This window comes from Marinihelvus fidelis (assembly GCF_008725655.1).
GTDB lineage: Bacteria > Pseudomonadota > Gammaproteobacteria > Xanthomonadales > SZUA-36 > Marinihelvus > Marinihelvus fidelis.
In genome coordinates this window covers 159,630-177,766 of record NZ_VYXP01000005.1, presented here as the reverse complement: position 1 = coordinate 177,766, position 18,137 = coordinate 159,630, and the positions used below count along the sequence as shown (strand labels likewise).

The following is an 18,137-nucleotide window of genomic DNA, read 5'->3' as shown; positions in this document are numbered from 1 at the left end:
AGATGGCCGAACGTTCCACCTTACCCTTGCTCGACCGTCCGCTGGACGGGGTTTTCGCGGTTCGCGATGGCGAGCCGGTGACGGTTGCCCGGTTCCTGGGCGATGTTCACGCGCTGGCGGAGCGCATACCGCAGCGCGGCGCCGTCATCAACCTGGCCCGGGACCGCTACCGGTTCCAGGTGGCCTTCGCGGCGGCGCTCTGCCGTGGCCTGTGTACGCTGCTGCCACCAAACGACACCGTCGGTGCGCAGCTAAGCGTTTCCGAAGGGCACGACTCGCCCACGCTGCTGCACGATGGCGCCGAACTCGCCGCCGGGATGCCCGCGTACGACCTGCGCCAGGACCTGGGCACGAAGGTGTCCACGAAGGTGCCGCAGATCGAAGCCGATACGGTTGTCAGCCGGTCCTTTACGTCCGGCAGCACCGGTGCCGGCAGCGAGGTCGTGCGCCGGTGGCGGACTCATTTTCATGGCGTGGAACTGAACGCCACGACCTACCTGGCGGGGCTGGCCGAGACCAGTGGCATGGTCGCCACGGTGCCGGCACAGCACATGTATGGCATGGAGGTCACGGTCATGGCGCCGTTGCGGCTGCCGGTCGTCATCGCCTCGTCCCGCCCGCTGTACCCCGCCGACGTGGCCACCGCGCTGGCACAGGTGCCCACGCCCCGCGTGATGGTCAGCACACCGCTGCACCTGAAGGCGATGCTGGGCAGCCAGGCGCGCTTCCCGGCCATCCAACGCGTCATTTCCGCCACGGCGCCGCTGGATGCGGCGCTGGCTTCACAATTGGAAGAGCGATTCGGGGCCCAGCTCATCGATGTCTACGGCTGCAGCGAAACCGGCTGCCTGGCGACACGCCGGGTGGCCGTTGAGCCACGCTGGCGCGCCATTCCCGGGTTCCGCTTCCACACCCGTAACGGCGAGACGCGGGTCAGCGCCGACCACCTGCCCGGCCCCGTCATCGTCCAGGACCAGCTGCGCATGGATGACGACGGTCACCTGCATTTCGAAGGCCGCAGCGCCGACCTGGTCAACGTGGCCGGCAAGCGCGGCTCACTGGCGGCATTGACGGCGTTGCTGAAGCAGGCACCGGGCGTGGAGGACGGCGTGATCTTTTTGCCGCGCACCCGGGCCGGCGGGCGCCTGGCCGGCGCCTACAGTGGCGAAGCGGCGCCAGCGACCGTGCACGCGTACCTGGCCGGCCATGTCGATGCCGCCCTGCTGCCACGGCCCCTGCTCCGGGTTGGCGCGCTGCCGTACAACGACACCGGCAAGCTGCCCCTGGGTGCCCTGGAACAACTGCTGGAGCGCCGCGAAACATGACCACGGAATGGCAGTCGCGCCCGGAAGTGGCCTCTGCTGGCCTGGTCACCGCGTTTGCCCGCGTTTGCCTGTTCTGTGGGCCGCGCCTGGCGCGCCTGATGCTGGGCCCCGTCTGCGCGTGGTTCTGGCTGGCCCGCGGGGAAGAGCGCGCGCTGTCGCGTGACTACCTGCGGCGGGTCCTGGGGCGCGAACCGCGTTGGCGCGACACCTGGCGGCATTTCTGGAACTTCTCCAGCGTGACCCTCGACCGCCTGTTCATCCTGGGCGCCGATGGCCGAGGGATCGATGTCGAGCTGTCCGGCACCGCGGCCCTGGACGAGCCGCTCGACGCTGGCCAGGGCTGCTTCCTGCTGGGCTCCCACCTGGGCAGTTTCGAGGCCTCGCGGGTCGCTCGTCACCGGCGGCCGCAGCTGCCGCTGCGGTACGTGCAGGACCGCCGGCAGAACCCCGCGATCACGGCCCTGTTCGAATCGCTGAACCCGTCGCTCGCGGGCGAGGTGCTGGACCTTGGCGGCTCGCCCAACGTGGGCCTGAAGCTGTCGGAAACCCTGCGCGATGGCGCCCTGGTGGCGTTGCTGGGCGACCGCGTGCGTGGCCGCGAAGCCTCGGTGCCGGTGCAGTTCCTGGGCGGCACGGCCCACCTGCCGACCGCGCCGTGGCAGCTGGCGATGGTGCTGGGCGTGCCGGTCGTGCTGTTCTTCGGCCTGCGTGTGGGCGCCGGCCAGTACCGGGTCGTCTTCGAGCGTTTCGAAGTCCCTTCCGGCGTCGCCCGTGCCGAGCGAGCCGCGGCCTTGGCGGAATGCGCCCAGCGCTATGCCGACCGGCTCGCCGCCCGGGCAACGGAGGCCCCGTACAATTGGTTCAACTTCTTCGACTACTGGGCCGAACGATGAGCCACCGGGCAGGCGGGCGTAGACCAACGATTCCGGAAAGGGCGAAACGACTTTTGCTGTGCGTGGTGCTGGCCCTGGCGCCCAACGCCGGCGCGGTAGCGGCCGGCGCGGACGGCGATGTACTGCCCCCGGATCCCGCGATGGTGGCGCGCCTGTCCGGCCTGGCCGCCGACTCAAGCGACGTGCTGCACTATCGCGAAACCCGCGAGGGCGGGTTGTTCTCCGGGCCGGTCACCTACACCGGCCGCCTGCAATGGCTCCCGGACATCGGCGAGCTGGTGCAATGGGTCGACAGCCCGTCCAGGGCACGGCTTTCAGTGCTGGGTGATCGCGTGGAAATCCAGGGCGAGAACGGACGGGCGCGGTCATTGCCGCTGTCGGGCCGGCCTGGTCTGGGCGCGATGATGGCGGGCCTGAAGGCACTGCTGTCCGGCGATGTCGACGCCCTGGGCGCGGTGTTCCTGGCCGACTACCTGGAGGCTGGAGATGGCCAGTGGACCCTGCACCTGAAGCCGCGTGACGAGGCGCTGCGCGAGCACCTGGCGCTGCTGGAGGTTCGTGGGCAGGACAACCAGCTGGTCGCCATCGACCGCGTCGACGCCAGGGGCACCCGGCAGGCCATGATAATCACCGACGGGCCGGCGTCGCCGTGAACGCGGCCAGCCAGCATCGCCGGCGCGTCGTGGCCGCGTGGTTGCTGGCCCTGCTGGCCGGACTGGTCATCATCGCCACGCGGCTGGGTTTCAGTTACGACCTGGGGCTGTTCCTGCCACGCGCCGAGGGGCTGGACCAGCGCGTGCTGGTGGCCCGGGCCGGTGACACGCCCGGCGCGCGGTTCCTGCTGCTGGCGCTGCCGCCGGGGGTGGATGTGCCGGCGGGGGTGGTGGCGCGGCTGTCTGCTCATTCCGACATCGCGCGACTACCCGGCCAGGGCAACACCGATTCGCGCCCCCCGGAGCCGGCCTGGCGCTATCGTTACCTGCTGACCGATACCGACTGGAGCACCGAAGGCCTGGCCGCGACGCTGCGCGACCGGCTGGCCGAGCTGGGACTGGCCCCCGACCCAACGTACGAGGCGCTGCTCCGTCACGATCCGACGCTGGCGTCCTTCGATGCCCTGTCCGGGCTGGATGTGACGGTGTCGGGCGCGGCAGCAGGGTTGACCGGCCGCCAGGTCCTGGTGATTGAAACGGTCGCCGCGCCCTTTGACCTGGACGGGCAGGCCGGGGCCATCGCCGCGGTGCGCGACGCGCTGGCTGCGGAAGGGCTGGACCCCGGGGCTGCCGAGATCAGTGGCGCAGGCGTCTTCGGCGTTGAATTGCGGGACACGATCCGGGCCGAGGCGACCTGGCGCTCCCTGGCCGCGAGTATCGCGCTGGTGCTGGTCATCGGCCTGGCTTACCGGCGGTTCTCGGTGCTCTGGCTGGCGGCGGTACCGCTGGCGACTGGCATGGTGGCGGGGCTGGCGGCATTGACGCTGGCCTTTGAGCAGGTGCACGGCATCACGCTGGCCTTCGGCTTTACCCTGCTGGGTATCGCGATCGACTTTCCGCTGCACTACTTCAGTCATCGTCGACATTCACCGGGCGGCGACGCCATGCGGCGCGTCTGGCCGACGCTGCGCCTGGGCGCCGTGAGCACGGCGCTGGCCTATGGCGCACTGTTGCTGGGTGGCGCCGAGGGAATGGCGCAGCTGGGCCTGTTTTCCGCCGTCGGCGTGATCGCCGCGGCCGCGACCACGCGCTGGGTGCTACCGGTGCTGGCGGGTGATGCCGCTGGGGAGCCGCTGGACGTGGTGGAATCCGGCAACGCCGGCTCGCCCGGACTGGTGTTGCCGCTGGTCGTGCTGGTCGCCGCATTGATCGCGCTTGCGGCGATGCCGTTTGGCCTGGCGGGGTCGGTGCCGTTCTGGAACCGTGACCTGTCCGCCCTGAGCCCGGTGCCCGAAGCCCAGCTGCGGCGCGACGCGGCCCTGCGCCAGGCCGTGGGCGCGCCCAGCATGCGCTACCAGTTGGCGTTGGCTGACAGCGACCCGGATCAGCTGGCCCGGCGGCGCCAGGCCTTGCACGAGGCCCTGGTCGCGGCTGTGCGGGCGGAGCAGCTGGAGGGCTTTCGCGACCTGGCGCCATTGCTGCCGCCGGTTTCGTTGCAGCGCGAAAGGCAGAACCGGATTCCGTCCGAGGCCGTCCTGCGCGAGCGCCTGCGGGCCGCTACGGCCGAATTGCCGTTCGGCGAATCGGCCTTCGAGCCGTTTATTGACGACGCCATGGCAGCAAAGGATCTGGCGCCGGTATCCGCCGCAGACTACGCCGGCAGCCCGCTGGCGCCCCTGGTGGACGCGTCACTGTTGCGCCTGGCCGGGCCAGCTGGCGAGGTGCAGTGGGTCAGCCTTGTCGACCTGCCCGGCACGGTCAGCCGCGACGTGGTCGACGGTATCGCGGAACGGTTTGACGGTGAGGTCTTCGTGGTCGACTACCGCCAAGCGTCCGAATCGCTGGTGGCTGGCTACCAGCAACGCACCTGGCGGGTGCTGGGCATGGTGCTGGTGTTGATCGCGGCGCTGCTGTGCTGGCGGGTGCGCCCGGCGCGCGCGGCCTGGTCGCTGGCCTGTGTCGCCGCGGCGCTGGTGTCGTCGGCGCTGTTGTTGCGCCTCCTGACCGGTCCGCTGGACCTTTACCACATGGTCGGCCTGCTGCTGGTGGGCGGCCTGGGCCTGGATTACGCGCTGTTCCTGGGCCGCGGCGGCCGGGACTGGGCGGACACCCGGCATGCGGTGGCCACCTGCGCGGCGTCGACGGTGGTTGCCTTCGCCGTGCTCGCCGCCTCCGGAATCCCGGCACTGCGCTCGCTGGGCACGGCGGTGGCCCTGGGTGCGTTACTCAGCTACCTGGTGGCCAGGCTGGGGTCGCGCCGCACTCAGGCCTGAAGCCAGCGCGGCAACTCGCCCAGCTGCTCACGTTCCCAGTCCCCGGCCGGCGCGCTGGCGTCATCCAGCCGGCGGGCGATCAGCGGCGCGAGCCGTTCCAGTTCGGCGATATTGTCCTGCAGCTCGCGTTCCACGTTCTTGGCACCGCGGGCCAGGCTGGCGTTCAGCCGCTTCAGGATGGGAATCCGGTACTGGTCGATGAACACGCCGCGGCCGGGCTCCTGGCGCGCTTCAGAGGCGCGCGCGCGAAACCGCGCCTGTAGGCCCTGGTGAACCCCGACTACCGCGGCCAGTCGAGCGCGTTCATCGGCGGTCAGACCGGCCCGGGTGATGGCGTCATTCACGTATAGGAAGGCCAGCACGCCCCAGTAGTAGCAGTAGTCCCAGGTGGACTTCAGCGCCATCAGGTGACGGTCGCCGAAGCCGGGGTACTGACCCTGGTAGAGCGACAGTGAACTGTTGAAATACGAACGGTAGAGCTGCTCGAACAGCAGGCAGTCCCGGCGCGCGTCGCCGCTGCGGCGGTCGTTTTCGACCAGCGTGGTGACCATCGTGTTGGCGATGGCAATGAAGTCGGTGCCGGGCGAGTAGAACGGGTCCAGGAAGACGCCCGACTCGCCGGCCAGGGCCCATCGCTCGGGCGAGTACAGCGTCTGCGCATCGTGACTGAAGTGCCGCAGGAAACCGAAGTCCATGACCGGCTTGTCAGCCACGGCATCGGCCAGCACGGGTTCGTAGCGGCCCAGCCAGGCCAGCGCCCGGTCGAACGAATTGTAGTCCTCGAGCGGGTGCATGCCGCCGTCGGCGACGATGCCGATGCTGGTGGCGCCGCAGGCCAGCGGGATCAGCCAGCACCAGTAGCCGGGGCCCATCAGGTGGTTGGTGCTCTGGCGCCGTGGCAGGTCACGCGGGCGCGCCTGCCAGGTGGCGTCACCGGACCAGTCGCCCACGTCGATGTCGGCGTCGACGCGGAACCAGGCGGCATTGACGTCGTGCTCTACCGGCCGCGCCAGCGCCAGCGAGCGTCGCAGCGGACCCGCGCGACTGCCGGCGTCGACCAGCCAGCGTGGACGCAGCTCGAACTCGCCGTCATCGCCGCGGCACTGCAGGCGGTGCGCACCGGAATCGGTGGTCGCCTTCACCACCCGCGTGCCATCGACGAAGCGGCCGCCGGCGGCGCGCACGCGCTGGCCGAGCTCATTCTCGAGCACGCCGCGATCGACCTGGTAGCTGGGCACGGCGAGCAGGTGGCTGACGCCCAGTTCGTCGGCATGGTGCAACTCGCGGCCCTGCGCGCCGAAATGGAATCGCAGGCCGTTCTTGCGCACATGTGCCTTGTCCAGGTGATCCTGCAGGCCGACGGTGTGGGAAAGGTAGTGCGCGCCGATTTCCACCATCGATTCGCCGACCTTGTGCGCCGCGGTCGGCACCGGGTGGTGGTTGCGCTCGACCACGACCACGTCCAGGTCATCCATGCGCTCGCGCAACTGCAGCGCCAGCGTCAGGCCAGCCAGGCCACCACCGATGATGGCGACATCGGGTTGGGTGTTCATGGCAGCGATATCCTCAGGCCCTGTCCGGGAGCCAGCGGAAGGTCGACGGGCTCGCCAAACTGGTGCGCCTGGAGCAGGGCCAGGACCCGGGCCGACGGGTTGTCGTTGTACAACCCTGTGAGTGTCGGGTGTTCCAGCGGCGGCCATTCCGCCGGTTGACCGGTGCGTTCAAGGCGGGTCGCCGCTTCGTCCGCGCACGGCAACAGCAGCAGCGCGAAGGCGCAGGCGTGGTCGACCGGCCACAGCGGCTGGTAGGCCGCGGGCGCGGCGATATCCTGGGTGACCCACAGCACCGGGCGCTGCTCGACCTCGCACTGGATAAAGGCCTCCATCAACGATGCCGCCAGGCTGTAATCCGGCCCGGCCGCCACGGCGTTGCCGGCGTGGTGGTTGCCGGTGCTGATGGACCAGTAGCCCACCGGGGCATTGTGTACCGAGTTGTGGAATTTCGTTGGCGAGAGCTGTGGCGTGTCGCTGGCCAGGGTCCGGCACATGTAATCGGTGATGTCGAGGTCGCCCAGGGCCGAGACGAACACGCAGGCGGCTTCCGCAGGCTCCACTTCGGCGGCGGTGCAGGCCTGGCCGGCGGCCTCCACGGCCAGCTTGACCGACAGCGGCGCGCGTCTGCGCTCACGCGGCGGGATCACCGTCGCAGCGGGCCGTGTCGCCGCGGCTTCATCGCTCCCCACGGCGGGCTCGCCGCTGTCGATGATCGCCATCAGCGTGTCGGCGCTGTTGAAGCCCGGCCCCCAGGCGCCGATGCCGGCGATGCGCGCCTTCATGCTTCGGCCCCGCTGAGGCGGCGCCGGAACACCAGGCTGCAGTTGTTACCGCCGAAACCAAAGGAGTTGCTGAGCGCGGCCCCGATCGATGCCTCCAGGTTGTCCTGCAGGATCGGGAACGCCAGGCCCGGGTCGGGTTCCGACAGGTTCAGGGTGCCCGGAAGCAGCCCGGTGACCAGGGCCTGAAGGGCGATCACGGCCTCTACAATGCCGGCCGCGCCCAGGGTATGCCCGGTCCACCCCTTGGTCGACGACACTGGCACCGGCTCGCCGAATACGCGGGACAACGCGCGGGACTCCGCGATGTCATTGGCCTGGCTGGCGGTGCCATGCAGGTTCGCGTAGCCGATCTCGGCGGCATCAAGCCCGGCGCGGCCGATCGCCGCGCGCATGGCAGCTTCAGCGCCGGCGCCGTTTTCAGGCGGCTGCGACATGTGGAAAGCGTCGGAAGTCTCGCCGTAGCCGGCCAGCCACGGCGCGCTGGCCGGGGCGTCCTGCGGCCGGGTCAGCAGGGCGAAGCCGGCGGCCTCGCCCAGGCTGATACCGTCGCGGCGCGTATCGAACGGTCGACAGGGCTGGGTGGACGTCAGCTCCAGCGAGCTGAAGCCACCCAGCACGCTGTGGCACAGCGAGTCCACGCCGCCCACCACCACGGCATCGACGACACCCGATTGCAGCCAGCGCCAGCCGCTGGCAAACACCTTGGCGCTGGACGCGCAGGCGGTGCTGATGGTCAGAGCCGGGCCGGTGATGCCCAGCCGGTGCGCGACATACAGGCCGGGCGAGTGCGGCTGGTGCACGTCCGGCTGCAGGTACTCGGCGGGCCAGCGATCGTTATCCATGGCGCGGTAGGCGGCCTCGGTGCGGCCGATGCTGGAGGTGCTGGTGCCGATGATCACGCCCAGCCGGTCGGCGCCCAGTCGGTCGCGGGTATCCCGCACCCGGCCGATAAAGTCGTCCTGGGCCAGCCCCAGCTCGGCCAGCGCGTTGTTGCGGCTGCGCCAGCGCTCCGGCAGCGCCTCGCCATCGTCAAGGCCATCGACCCGGCCGATCCAGGTATCGATGCCCGAGCCGGGAAAATCATTGCGCCTGAGGCCGGACTCACGCGCTGCCAGTGCGGGCCCCAGGGTCGCCAGCCCGGCGCCCAGTGCCGATGTCAGGGTCCAGCCGTTGATCGCGCAGGTTTGCATCATGTCAACACGCGCCTAAGATGGGCGCCATGCCTGCTCCTGAACCCGCGCGCGACGACGCCGCAGCCAAGCCTTCATTCGGCCCCGAGTGGCTGGATCGCGCGGTGCGTTTCGCGTGGACGGCGATGAGTTTCACGCTGTTCGGCCTGGGTGGCCTGGCGGTCGGCATCGTGGTGTTTCCCCTGCTGGCGCTGGTGGTTCGGGACAAGGATCGGCGTGAGCGCATGACGCGTGGCATTGTGTCACAGCTGTTCCGCGCCTTCATCGCCATCATGGCGCAGGTCGGGCTCACTTACCGGGTGCGTGGCGCCGAGCCGGGTGACGATGGCGCGCCGGTCAATGCGCCCAATGCCAGCGGGGTTGGCACGCTGGTCGTGGCCAATCACCCGACACTGATCGACGTGGTCTTCCTGCTGGCCCTGTTTCCGGGCGCGGTCAGCGTGGTCAAGCGCGCGCACTGGTTCAACCCCTTCATGATGGCCACGGTGCGCATGGCCCGGTATATCCCCAACCACGACACCACGCAGCTGCTGGACTCGGCCGAGCAGCGCCTGCGCCAGGGCGAGTGCCTGATCCTGTTTCCGGAAGGTACGCGGACAGTACCGGGCCAGCCGGTGCGGTTTCGGCGCGGCGCCGCGCTCGCGGCCCTGCGCGCCGGCGCGGATATCCTGCCCATCCGGATCACCTGTGAGCCCTTGTTGCTGCACAAGCATTCGCCCTGGTACCACGTGCCTGTGACGCGGCCGCGATGGACTTTCGAGGTGCTGGACCGGCTACCCGCGGACGAATTCCAGGCGATGGGTGACAGTGAGCGCTCTCGCAGCCAGGCATTGACCGCTGAACTTCAATCCCGCCTCACCGGCGGTGTAAAATAACAGCCTTCTAAACGGAGAATCACTGCATGGGCTCGCCAAGCAGCAGGGAAGACATCTACCAGCACCTCCAACGCATGCTGGTGGAAGAATTCGAGATCGACGCTTCGGCCATTTCGCCCGAGGCCTTGCTGTACGAGGATCTGGGCATCGACAGCATTGATGCCGTCGACATGATCGTGCAGCTGCAGAACATCACCGGTGAGCGCATTCCCCCCGAGCGGTTCCGTTCCGTGCGCACCGTCCAGGACGTGGTCGACACGGTCCACGCGCTGGCGGCCTGACGCCGCCAGGCCAGGCGTGACCCCGGGCATCCCGCGTTTGCTGGTGGCGCTCCTGCTGGTCATCTACCCGTTGTTGGTCTGGCAAGGGCTCGACCGCCTGGGCGTAGCGCCCATGGTGGTGGTTCTTGGTGGGCTGCTCATTGCGCGATCACTGATGCTGGGGGAGCGACTCGGCCGCCTGCTGCCGCTGGCCATGGTCGCCATCGTCCTGTTCGTTGTTGCCGTGGTCCTCAGCGGTGATTCACGCGGGTTGCTGCTGTACCCCGTGCTGGTTAACGCGGCCCTCTGCGGAGCCTGCGCCTGGAGCCTGATGCGGCCGCCATCGCTGCTGGAGCGTGGCCTGCGGCTGGCCGGGCGCGAACTGCCGGATGAGGCGACGCCGTACCTGCGCGTCGTCACCGCGTGCTGGGCGGTCTTCTTCGCCGCCAATGGCGCCGTCGCGGCGTGGACCGCGCTGGCCGCCTCGCTGGATACCTGGGCCTTCTATAACGGTTTCCTGGCCTATGTGCTGATTGGCGCCATGATTGGCATCGAGTGCCTGGTCCGGCCTGTCTACCGGCGGCGGGTCGCGCGGGGGCGTAATGACTGATTCGACCCGAACGGTGAACCCGCTGTGGCCGCTCGGCGATGGCTGGCCCATTGTTTGCGGCGCCGAACCGGGTGGCGCGGATGATGTGGTGCTGGCACTGCGGGTCGACCCCGGAAACACGTGGTTCGAGGGCCATTTCCCGGGTAACCCGGTGCTGCCCGGCGTGGTCCAGCTGCACTGGGCGGTGGCGTTCGCACGCGCGGCCTGGCCCGTGCTGGGCGGCGCGCCGCGGGTGGATAACCTCAAGTTTCGCCAGCCCGTGCTGCCCGGCAGCGAGCTCACCCTGCGCCTGCAGCGTGTCGGTGGGGCCGGCGCGGTGGCCGTGCGGTTCGGTTTCGACGGCCCCGACGGCCCGTGTTCCAGTGGCAAGGTGGGTTTTTCATGACCTACCGCTACGCCATCGTCGTGCCGCACTACAACCACGCGGCGCTGTTTGAAAAGCTGGCGCCGCGCCTGCTGGACACTGGCCTGCCATTGATCGTTGTCGATGACGGTAGTGACGCTGAACAGCGCCAGGCGATTGTCGCCCTGGGCAAAAACCTGGGTTTTCACGTGGCGCTGCACGAAGAGAACCAGGGCAAGGGCGGGGCCGTGATGACCGGTCTGCGGGTCGCGCTGGACCGGGGCTACAGCCATGCACTGCAGGTCGATGCCGACGGCCAGCATGACCTGGGCGATATCGGCACGCTGCTGGCCACCAGCGCGGAGGCGCCGGAGGCGATGATCTGCGGCCGGCCGGTGTTTGGTGACGATATCCCGGCGTCCCGGCGCTGGGGCCGCAAGCTGACCAACGGCCTGGTGGTGCTGGAAACCTGGTCGCGCCAGGTGCCCGACGCCATGTGCGGCTTTCGCGTGTATCCGCTGGCCCGGGTGGTGCCGCTGCTGGACCGCCACCGGCCCGGCCGGCGCATGGACTTCGACGTCGAGGTACTGGTGCTGGCCAGCTGGGCGGGGCTGCCAATGCGCTTTGTGCCCACCCGCGTGGTCTATCCGGAAGACGGCGTCTCCCACTTCCATTACCTGCGTGACAACGTGGTCATGACGCTGGCCCACACCCGGCTGGTGATCGGCATGCTGCTGCGATCGCCGATGCTGGCCTGGCGGCGGCTGCGGGGACAGCCGTGAAGCCACGCGATTTCCTGCCGCTGCGCGGTCGCATCCTGATGATCGACGAGATCCTCGACGTGCGCCGGGGCTATGCCCGAACGCGGGTAACGGCCGACGGCGACAGGCCGTTCTATGACCCCGACCGGGGTTGGCCGGCCTGGGTGCTCATCGAGCTGTTCGCGCAGAGCGTGGGTATCGTTGCCGGCCATGACGCCCGGGTGGATGGTGATCCGGAGCCGCGCGGGCTGCTGCTGGGCACGCGTCGCTTCGAGGCCAGCCGGTCATGGATCGAAGCCGGCACGGTGCTGGAGATCGAGGTCGAGGAAGCCTTCATGGACCCCGGTGGCATGGCGGCGTACGATGGCCGCCTGCTCAACCACGATATCGAGGCCGGCTGCCGCGTCACCCTGTACCGGCAGCCCCCGGAGACCGCATGACCGAAGACAACCGCCAAGCCGTTCTGGTGACCGGCTCCAGCCGGGGCATTGGCCGCGCCATCGCGCTGGACCTGGCCGGCCATGGCTATGACCCGGTGGTGCACTGCCTGGGCAACCGCGACGCCGCCGATGCCGTGGCCGCCGACTGCGCCGCACTGGGTGCCTCCGCGCGGGTGCTGCAGTTTGACGTGGGTGACCGTGATGCCGCGCGCCAGGTGCTGGAAGCCGACATCGAGGCCCACGGCATGTACTACGGCGTGGTGCTGAATTCCGGCATCGCCCGCGACGGCGCCTTCCCCATGCTCAGCGGCGAGGACTGGGACGCCGTGGTCGATACCAACCTGGGTGGGTTCTACAACGTGCTGCATCCATTGATCATGCCCTTCGTGCGGACGCGCAAGCCGGGCCGTATCATCACGCTGTCGTCGGTTTCCGGGCTGATCGGCAACCGCGGCCAGGTGAACTACAGCGCCTCGAAGGCCGGCATCATCGGCGCTACCAAGGCGCTGGCCGTGGAACTGGCCAGCCGCCGCATCACCGTCAACTGCGTCGCGCCCGGCGTGATTGAAACCGATATGACCCGGGACGCGCCGATGGACGAAATCCTCAAGGCCTGCCCCGCGGGCCGCGCGGGTGCGCCCGAAGAAGTCGCCGAACTGGTGCGCTTCCTGCTCAGCCCCGGCGCCGCTTACATCACCCGCCAGGTGATTGGCGTGAACGGGGGGCTGTGCTGATGCGCCGGGTGGTAGTGACCGGCGCCGGCGGCATCACCGCGCTGGGTGACAACTGGCCATCGATTCGCGAGCGCCTGGCCGAGTGCCGGAACGCCGTGCGCTACATGGAAGCCTGGCGCGATATCGAGAGCCTGAACACCCGGTTGGGTGCACCCATCGAAGGTTTCGAGCTGCCCGATCATTACACCCGCGTGCGGACCCGCACCATGGGTCGCAACGCCAAGCTGGCGGTGCGGGCCACTGAGATGGCGCTGGACAGCGCCGGCCTGCTCGATGACCCGGTGGTTCGTTCAGGGCGCATGGGCGTGGCCTATGGCTCGTCGGCCGGCAGCCCGGACGCGGCGGCGGAGATGGTGCCGCTGGTACACGGCAAGAGCGCCCGCGGCGTCAACGCCACGACCTACGTGCGGCTGATGAGCCACACGGCGGCGGCGAATATCGGCATTTTCTTCGGCACCCGCGGCCGTGTTATCCCCACCACCAGCGCCTGCACGGCCGGCAGCCAGGGCATCGGCTACGCCTATGAAGCCATCAAGTACGGCCTGCAGGACCTGATGATTGCCGGCGGCAGCGAGGAGATCTGTGCGTCGCAGGCCGGCGTGTTCGACATTCTCTACGCCACCAGCACGCGCAACGACGAGCCGGAGCGCACGCCGCGGCCGTTCGACCGCGACCGCGATGGCCTGGTCATCGGCGAGGGCGCCACGACGCTGGTGCTGGAATCGCTGGAGCATGCCCAGGCGCGCGGCGCCCACATCCTGGCCGAGATCAAGGGCTTTGCGACCAATTCCGATGGCAACCACGTCACCCGCCCGACCAGCGAGACCATGGGTGATGTCATGGAAATGGCGCTCGCGGATGCCGGCATCGAAGCGGGAAGGGTCGGCTATGTCTGCGCCCACGGCACGGCCACCCGCCAGGGTGATATCGCCGAGAGCCAGGCCACGGAGCGGGTGTTCGGCAGCCAGGTCCCGGTGTCGTCGCTGAAGGGCTACGTGGGCCACACGCTGGGGGCCTGCGGGGCCATGGAGGCCTGGTGGTCGATCATGATGATGAATGACGGCTGGTTTGCCCCCAACCTGAACCTTGAAGACGTCGACACCGACTGCGGCCGGCTTGATTACATTCGTGGCGAGCCGCGCGAGCTGCGAACTGATGTCATCGTCAGCAACAACTTCGCCTTCGGTGGGATCAATACTTCCCTGGTGCTGGGTCAGGTCTGACCGCGGTCACCGCGTGGTTGGCCGGACGGCCAGGCAAAAGCGCGCGCCTTCCATTTCGCCGGCAACCCAGGCGTTCGCGTCGATCCAACGCGCCGTCATCCGCGACGGCGAACCCAGCTGGTCGATGACCCGCGCGTAGCCGGCGCCGGGTGGGTCGAGCACCGAGCCGCCGCGCAGCTTGCACCACGCCTCCCAGGCCGTCCAGCCATGCAGGCAGCCGCTTCGTGTCGCCGCCCATTCCCCCGGCCAGCCCAGCCGCTCGGCCACCGGCGCCACGGCCCGAGGCGCGCGGCACTCGATATCGAACCCCAGCGCGTCACCGGCACTGAGCGCCACGCCCACCCATTGGCGGCAATGGCTGATTCCGCGGCGCCAGGTGCCAGTGCGCGGAGGCAGTGAGCCGGCCATTGCGCGTAGCGACTGCGCCATGCGGCGGCTGATGATGTATTCCTGGCGCCGCCCGGGCGCGCCCAGGCTGGCGGCACGGGCCTGCTGTTCGTCATCCAGCCCGGCCAGGGCCTGTCGCAGCGGCCAGCCCTGGCGCAGCGAGAGCAGTACCAGCGCGAGCGGCAGGTTGCCGGCGTAAAGCCGCCATCCGAACGTGCCGCCAGGTGCGCCGGGCAACAGGTTTTCGGCTGGCATGGGTTCGACGCGAAGGGTGGCGGCAACCGGGTTCATGATCGCCATCGTCGCACAGCGAACAGCCTGTTAGAATCGTTGGCCTCGTTCAACGACTGGCATCCTGAATGACACATCGATCACGCCTGGTCGGCCTGCTGGCCGCCATCGCCCTTGCCGCCTGTGGCGGTGAACCCGAGACCACGAATAACCCGTCCGCTGCCACCCCGGCGGCGAAACCGGCACCGGCGACCCAGCCTCCAGCGGCTGACAGGGCCAACCCCAAGTGGGATACGTTCGTGGAGCAACAGATCGAGGCCCACATGGTCGCGCATCCCGCGTGGGCGGTGCTGCAGGGCCGGCATGAATTTGACGGCCAGCTGCCGGACTGGAGTCCGGAAGGCCTGCAGGCCGAAGCGGCGCGGCTGAAGACCGCGCGCGCCGACGCCCTGGCCTTCGCCGACAACAGCCTCAGTGATCGCCAGCAGTACCAGCGCGAGTATTTCGTGTCGCGCATCGATCACGACCTGTTCTGGCTGGAAAAGGCGCGCTGGCCGTACCGCAACCCGCAGTTCTACATCGGCTGGATGAACGATTCGCTGGACCCCAGTCCGTACATCACGCTGGATTACGCCCCGGCGGAAGAGCGCATGGCGGCCTTCACCACCTACCTGGAAAACCTGCCCGATGCGGTGCGCTACATCCGCATGAACCTGCGCCTGCCGATGCCGGCGCCGTGGCTGCAGTTGGGCATCGACGCCTTTGGCGGCTACGCGGACTATTTCGAGAACGATGTGCCCGACATCTGGATTGGTGTGGGCGACGACGCGCTGCGGGCCCGCTTCAAGGCGGCCAACGCCGAGGCGATCGAGGCCATGCGCGGCGTCGTGGACTGGCTCGAATACGGCCGCAACATCGCCGATGACCGCTATGCGCTGGGCCCTGACCTGTACCGCCAGATGCTGTGGGACACCGAGCGCGTCGACATCCCGCTGGACGAGCTGGAGGCCATCGGCCGCGCCGACATGGCCCGCAACCTGCGTGCGCTGGAACAGGCCTGTGCCGAGTTCGCGCCTGGCGAGGGTATTGCCGACTGCATGGCGCGTATGTCCGACCGCAAGCCCGAAGCCGGCCCCGTGGTGGCCGCCCGCGAGCAACTGGTCGAAACCCGCGCCTTCCTGGTGGAGCAGGACCTGGTGACCATCCCCGGCGAGGAAGAAGCGCTGGTGGCCGAGGCGCCGCCGTACGCGCGCTCGAACTCGGCCTACATCAATATTCCCGGGCCCTGGGAGGAGAACCAGCCCTCGGTCTACTACATCTCTCCGCCCAACCCGGCGTGGTCACAGCAGGTGCAGCATGACTACCTGCCGGGCGAGTCCGACCTGCTGTTCACCTCGGTGCACGAGGTCTGGCCGGGGCATTTCCTGAACTTCATGCACGCCAACCGCGCGGAATGGATTTTTGGCCGTGCCTTCGTCAGCTACGCCTTCGGCGAGGGCTGGGCCCACTACACCGAGGAGATGATGCTGGAAGCCGGCCTGCGCGGCGCCGACGCCGAAACCCGCATCGGCCAGCTCAGCAACGCGCTGTTGCGTGACGCCCGATTCCTGGCGTCCATCGGCCTGCACACGAAGGGCTGGTCGGTGGCCGAGGCGCAGCGCTTCTTCATGGACGAGGCCTACCAGTCCGAGGGCACGGCCATCCAGCAGGCGGCGCGCGGCACCTATGACCCGGCCTACCTGAACTACACGATGGGCAAGTTGCTGATCAAGCGACTGCGTGACGACTGGACCGCGGAGCGCGGCGGTCGCCAGGCCTGGCGCGAGTTCCACGATACCTTCCTGTCGTATGGTGGCCCGCCCATCCCGTTGGTGCGCCAGCAGATGATGGGCGAGTCGTCGCCGCGGGCGCTGTTCCCCGACCTGTCCGCGGCGCTGTTGCCGCCGGTCGACATCGAGGGTGACCGCCACAACTGGGCCTGGCTGTGCGAAGACGGCCGCCACGTGGTGACCAGCGAGCAGGACCCCGGCCTGTGGCTGATCCTGCCGGCGGCGTCCTACGAACTGGAGCGAGCGCGTTCCGCCTCGGGCGCACGCTACGAAGCCGAAGGCGTGGAATTCTGGAACAAGGGCCGCGAGGCCACGCTGACGATGCGCGGCGTAAGCACCCGGTGCGTTGTCGATCCGCAGGCCACGCTTTGGGAAGACGCGCGCCTGCGTGGGGTCACGATGCGCGCCCAGGGCAACGAGCCGCCGTGGACGCTGGAGCTGTTCGAGGATCGTCCTGCCGTGCTGACCACGGGCTACGAGTCCACCGAGCATCGTTTCAATGCCAGTTCGCCGGAAGATGTTGGCGGTTTCGAGCGCTACCGGGGTGAAGTCGATGGCCAGCCGGTCGAGGTGCGCGTCGGTGATGGCCCGTGCGCGGACACCATGGCGGATATCGAGTACCAACTGCGGGTCGAGGTCGAGCTGGGCAACGCGCTGCTGAAGGGCTGCGGCAACTCGCTCTGGTAACTCAGCCCAGCGGACGCGCCATGAAAGCGTTGCAGGCGCCGTGGCCGGTGCAGCCCAGCGGTCCGTCCAGCGGCTCGAAACCGTGGCGGGTGTACAGGGCCCGGGCGGCCTCCATCGACGCCAGCGTTTCCAGGTAGATGCGCCGGTAGCCGGCCGACGCGGCCGCATCCAGGACTATTTCCATCAGCGCGTGCCCGGCACCCAGGCCGCGCAGTTCCGGCATGAAGTACATCTTCCGCAGCTCGCAGGTGTCGGCATCGCCGCCCACCAGCGCGGCGAACCCACCGCAACCGGCGACCCTGCCATCGCGCTCGACCACCCAGAATCCGGCCGCGGGGGCGGGATAGGCCGAGTACATGTCATCGACTTCCGGGTCCTCGATCGAAAACCCGGTGCCGACGGCGCCGAATTCGGTCATAACCGAACGAATAATCGCGGCGACGGCGGAACTGTCGCCCGGGGTCATGGGTCGGATGTGAAAGGCCGTGCCCTGGGGCGCGGAGGCGGTCGCGGTGTTCATGGGGTCATGATGCCGCCGACACCGAATTTCGACAACAGTCTTTCAAGCCATTGCCGTATTGACTACAGTGGTGGCTTGCCACTTTCCATGACCGGAGACGTTTCCCGATGAAGAACGCCCTGATCGCCACGTTGGCGGCCACGACACTACTGGCCGCGGCCGCATTTGCCGATACCGAAGACCCGATCGAGCAGCGCCAGGAGCTGATGAAGCAGACGCGCGAAGCCCTGAAGCCGCTGATGGGCATGACCAAGGGCGAGATCGATTTCGATGTCGTGACCATGCGCAAGAGCCTGGCGGTCTTCGCGGAAACCGGCAAGCAGTTCGGCGACCTGTTCCCGCCGGGCAGCGAGACCGGCCACGACACCGAGGCCAAGTCCACCATCTGGAGCGACCCGGACGGGTTCCGCGACGCGCTGGGTGAGTACAATCACATGGTGTCCACGACCATCCAGGCGAACCCACACAGTGTTGAAGGACTGAAGTTTTCGCTGAACAACATTCTGAAAACCTGTAAGGGCTGCCACGACGACTACCGCGTCGAGAAGGACTGATCGCGGGCTGAGAG

The 18,137-nt window shown here is 68.7% G+C and carries 19 protein-coding genes; 14 read left to right on the top strand and 5 right to left on the bottom strand.

What is annotated here, in order from left to right; genetic code table 11:
* The first annotated feature begins 2 nt into the window (after nt 1–2).
* The 4 genes from F3N42_RS08790 to F3N42_RS08775 are packed head-to-tail and all read left to right on the top strand — an operon-like array spanning nt 3 to nt 5,144.
* Nucleotides 3–1,325 (top strand): AMP-binding protein, encoded by a 1,323-nt coding sequence (locus tag F3N42_RS08790; protein ID WP_150864057.1) that lies wholly within the window; start codon nt 3–5, stop codon nt 1,323–1,325.
* Nucleotides 1,322–2,218: an LpxL/LpxP family acyltransferase gene (locus tag F3N42_RS08785; protein ID WP_150864056.1), complete on the top strand. Its 897-nt coding sequence runs from the start codon at nt 1,322–1,324 to the stop codon at nt 2,216–2,218. Before F3N42_RS08790 ends, F3N42_RS08785 begins: the two co-directional genes overlap by 4 nt.
* Complete coding sequence (locus F3N42_RS08780; protein WP_150864055.1) at nt 2,215–2,871, top strand: LolA-related protein; 657 nt, start codon at nt 2,215–2,217, stop codon at nt 2,869–2,871. The genes F3N42_RS08785 and F3N42_RS08780 overlap by 4 nt, the downstream gene beginning before the upstream one ends.
* A complete protein-coding gene (locus tag F3N42_RS08775) occupies nt 2,868–5,144 on the top strand; it encodes an MMPL family transporter (RefSeq protein WP_150864054.1) in 2,277 nt (758 codons plus the stop codon). The genes F3N42_RS08780 and F3N42_RS08775 overlap by 4 nt, the downstream gene beginning before the upstream one ends.
* Here the strand turns inward: F3N42_RS08775 and F3N42_RS08770 are convergent.
* The 3 genes from F3N42_RS08770 to F3N42_RS08760 are packed head-to-tail and all read right to left on the bottom strand — an operon-like array spanning nt 5,135 to nt 8,672.
* The gene (locus F3N42_RS08770; protein ID WP_150864053.1) at nt 5,135–6,697 is read right to left on the bottom strand and encodes an NAD(P)/FAD-dependent oxidoreductase; all 1,563 of its coding nucleotides are present in this window, start codon (nt 6,695–6,697) and stop codon (nt 5,135–5,137) included. The two genes, F3N42_RS08775 and F3N42_RS08770, sit on opposite strands and share 10 nt — an antisense overlap.
* On the bottom strand, nt 6,694–7,479 hold the full coding sequence (locus F3N42_RS08765) for a beta-ketoacyl synthase chain length factor (protein ID WP_150864052.1): 786 nt from the start codon (nt 7,477–7,479) through the stop codon (nt 6,694–6,696). Before F3N42_RS08765 ends, F3N42_RS08770 begins: the two co-directional genes overlap by 4 nt.
* Entirely contained in the window at nt 7,476–8,672 is a 1,197-nt protein-coding gene (locus F3N42_RS08760) for a beta-ketoacyl-ACP synthase (RefSeq protein ID WP_224784826.1), read from the bottom strand. Before F3N42_RS08760 ends, F3N42_RS08765 begins: the two co-directional genes overlap by 4 nt.
* 26 nt (nt 8,673–8,698) lie before the next feature.
* Here F3N42_RS08760 and F3N42_RS08755 point away from each other — a divergent pair, with 26 nt between their 5' ends.
* Genes F3N42_RS08755 through F3N42_RS08720 form a run of 8 tightly spaced genes read left to right on the top strand, consistent with a single transcriptional unit; the run spans nt 8,699 to nt 13,915 of the window.
* Entirely contained in the window at nt 8,699–9,544 is an 846-nt protein-coding gene (locus F3N42_RS08755) for a lysophospholipid acyltransferase family protein (RefSeq protein ID WP_191621317.1), read from the top strand.
* 26 nt (nt 9,545–9,570) lie between these two features.
* A complete protein-coding gene (locus tag F3N42_RS08750; protein ID WP_150864050.1) occupies nt 9,571–9,825 on the top strand; it encodes an acyl carrier protein in 255 nt (84 codons plus the stop codon).
* A 16-nt stretch (nt 9,826–9,841) separates the two neighbouring features.
* A complete protein-coding gene (locus F3N42_RS08745; RefSeq protein ID WP_150864049.1) occupies nt 9,842–10,414 on the top strand; it encodes a COG4648 family protein in 573 nt (190 codons plus the stop codon).
* Nucleotides 10,407–10,799 carry a 3-hydroxyacyl-ACP dehydratase FabZ family protein gene (locus F3N42_RS08740; protein WP_150864048.1) on the top strand — a complete coding sequence of 131 codons (393 nt, stop codon included), beginning with the start codon at nt 10,407–10,409 and terminating at the stop codon, nt 10,797–10,799. Before F3N42_RS08745 ends, F3N42_RS08740 begins: the two co-directional genes overlap by 8 nt.
* On the top strand, nt 10,796–11,539 hold the full coding sequence (locus F3N42_RS08735; RefSeq protein WP_150864047.1) for a glycosyltransferase family 2 protein: 744 nt from the start codon (nt 10,796–10,798) through the stop codon (nt 11,537–11,539). Before F3N42_RS08740 ends, F3N42_RS08735 begins: the two co-directional genes overlap by 4 nt.
* The gene (locus F3N42_RS08730; RefSeq protein ID WP_150864046.1) at nt 11,536–11,958 is read left to right on the top strand and encodes an ApeP family dehydratase; all 423 of its coding nucleotides are present in this window, start codon (nt 11,536–11,538) and stop codon (nt 11,956–11,958) included. The genes F3N42_RS08735 and F3N42_RS08730 overlap by 4 nt, the downstream gene beginning before the upstream one ends.
* Nucleotides 11,955–12,692, top strand: a complete 738-nt coding sequence (locus tag F3N42_RS08725) for a 3-ketoacyl-ACP reductase FabG2 (protein WP_150864045.1) — start codon at nt 11,955–11,957, stop codon at nt 12,690–12,692. The genes F3N42_RS08730 and F3N42_RS08725 overlap by 4 nt, the downstream gene beginning before the upstream one ends.
* Nucleotides 12,692–13,915 (top strand): beta-ketoacyl-ACP synthase, encoded by a 1,224-nt coding sequence (locus F3N42_RS08720; RefSeq protein WP_150864044.1) that lies wholly within the window; start codon nt 12,692–12,694, stop codon nt 13,913–13,915. The genes F3N42_RS08725 and F3N42_RS08720 overlap by 1 nt, the downstream gene beginning before the upstream one ends.
* 6 nt (nt 13,916–13,921) lie before the next feature.
* On the opposite strand, the gene F3N42_RS08715 is transcribed toward F3N42_RS08720, so the two are convergent.
* The gene (locus F3N42_RS08715) at nt 13,922–14,602 is read right to left on the bottom strand and encodes a 4'-phosphopantetheinyl transferase family protein (RefSeq protein WP_191621316.1); all 681 of its coding nucleotides are present in this window, start codon (nt 14,600–14,602) and stop codon (nt 13,922–13,924) included.
* Between the two features lie 59 nt (nt 14,603–14,661).
* Here F3N42_RS08715 and F3N42_RS08710 point away from each other — a divergent pair, with 59 nt between their 5' ends.
* On the top strand, nt 14,662–17,049 hold the full coding sequence (locus tag F3N42_RS08710; protein ID WP_150864042.1) for a DUF885 family protein: 2,388 nt from the start codon (nt 14,662–14,664) through the stop codon (nt 17,047–17,049).
* A gap of 1 nt (nt 17,050) precedes the next feature.
* On the opposite strand, the gene F3N42_RS08705 is transcribed toward F3N42_RS08710, so the two are convergent.
* Nucleotides 17,051–17,569: a GNAT family N-acetyltransferase gene (locus tag F3N42_RS08705; protein WP_150864041.1), complete on the bottom strand. Its 519-nt coding sequence runs from the start codon at nt 17,567–17,569 to the stop codon at nt 17,051–17,053.
* A 107-nt stretch (nt 17,570–17,676) separates the two neighbouring features.
* On the opposite strand from F3N42_RS08705, the gene F3N42_RS08700 reads away from it, so the two are divergent.
* Nucleotides 17,677–18,123 carry a c-type cytochrome gene (locus tag F3N42_RS08700; protein ID WP_150864040.1) on the top strand — a complete coding sequence of 149 codons (447 nt, stop codon included), beginning with the start codon at nt 17,677–17,679 and terminating at the stop codon, nt 18,121–18,123.
* The last annotated feature ends 14 nt before the right edge of the window (nt 18,124–18,137 follow it).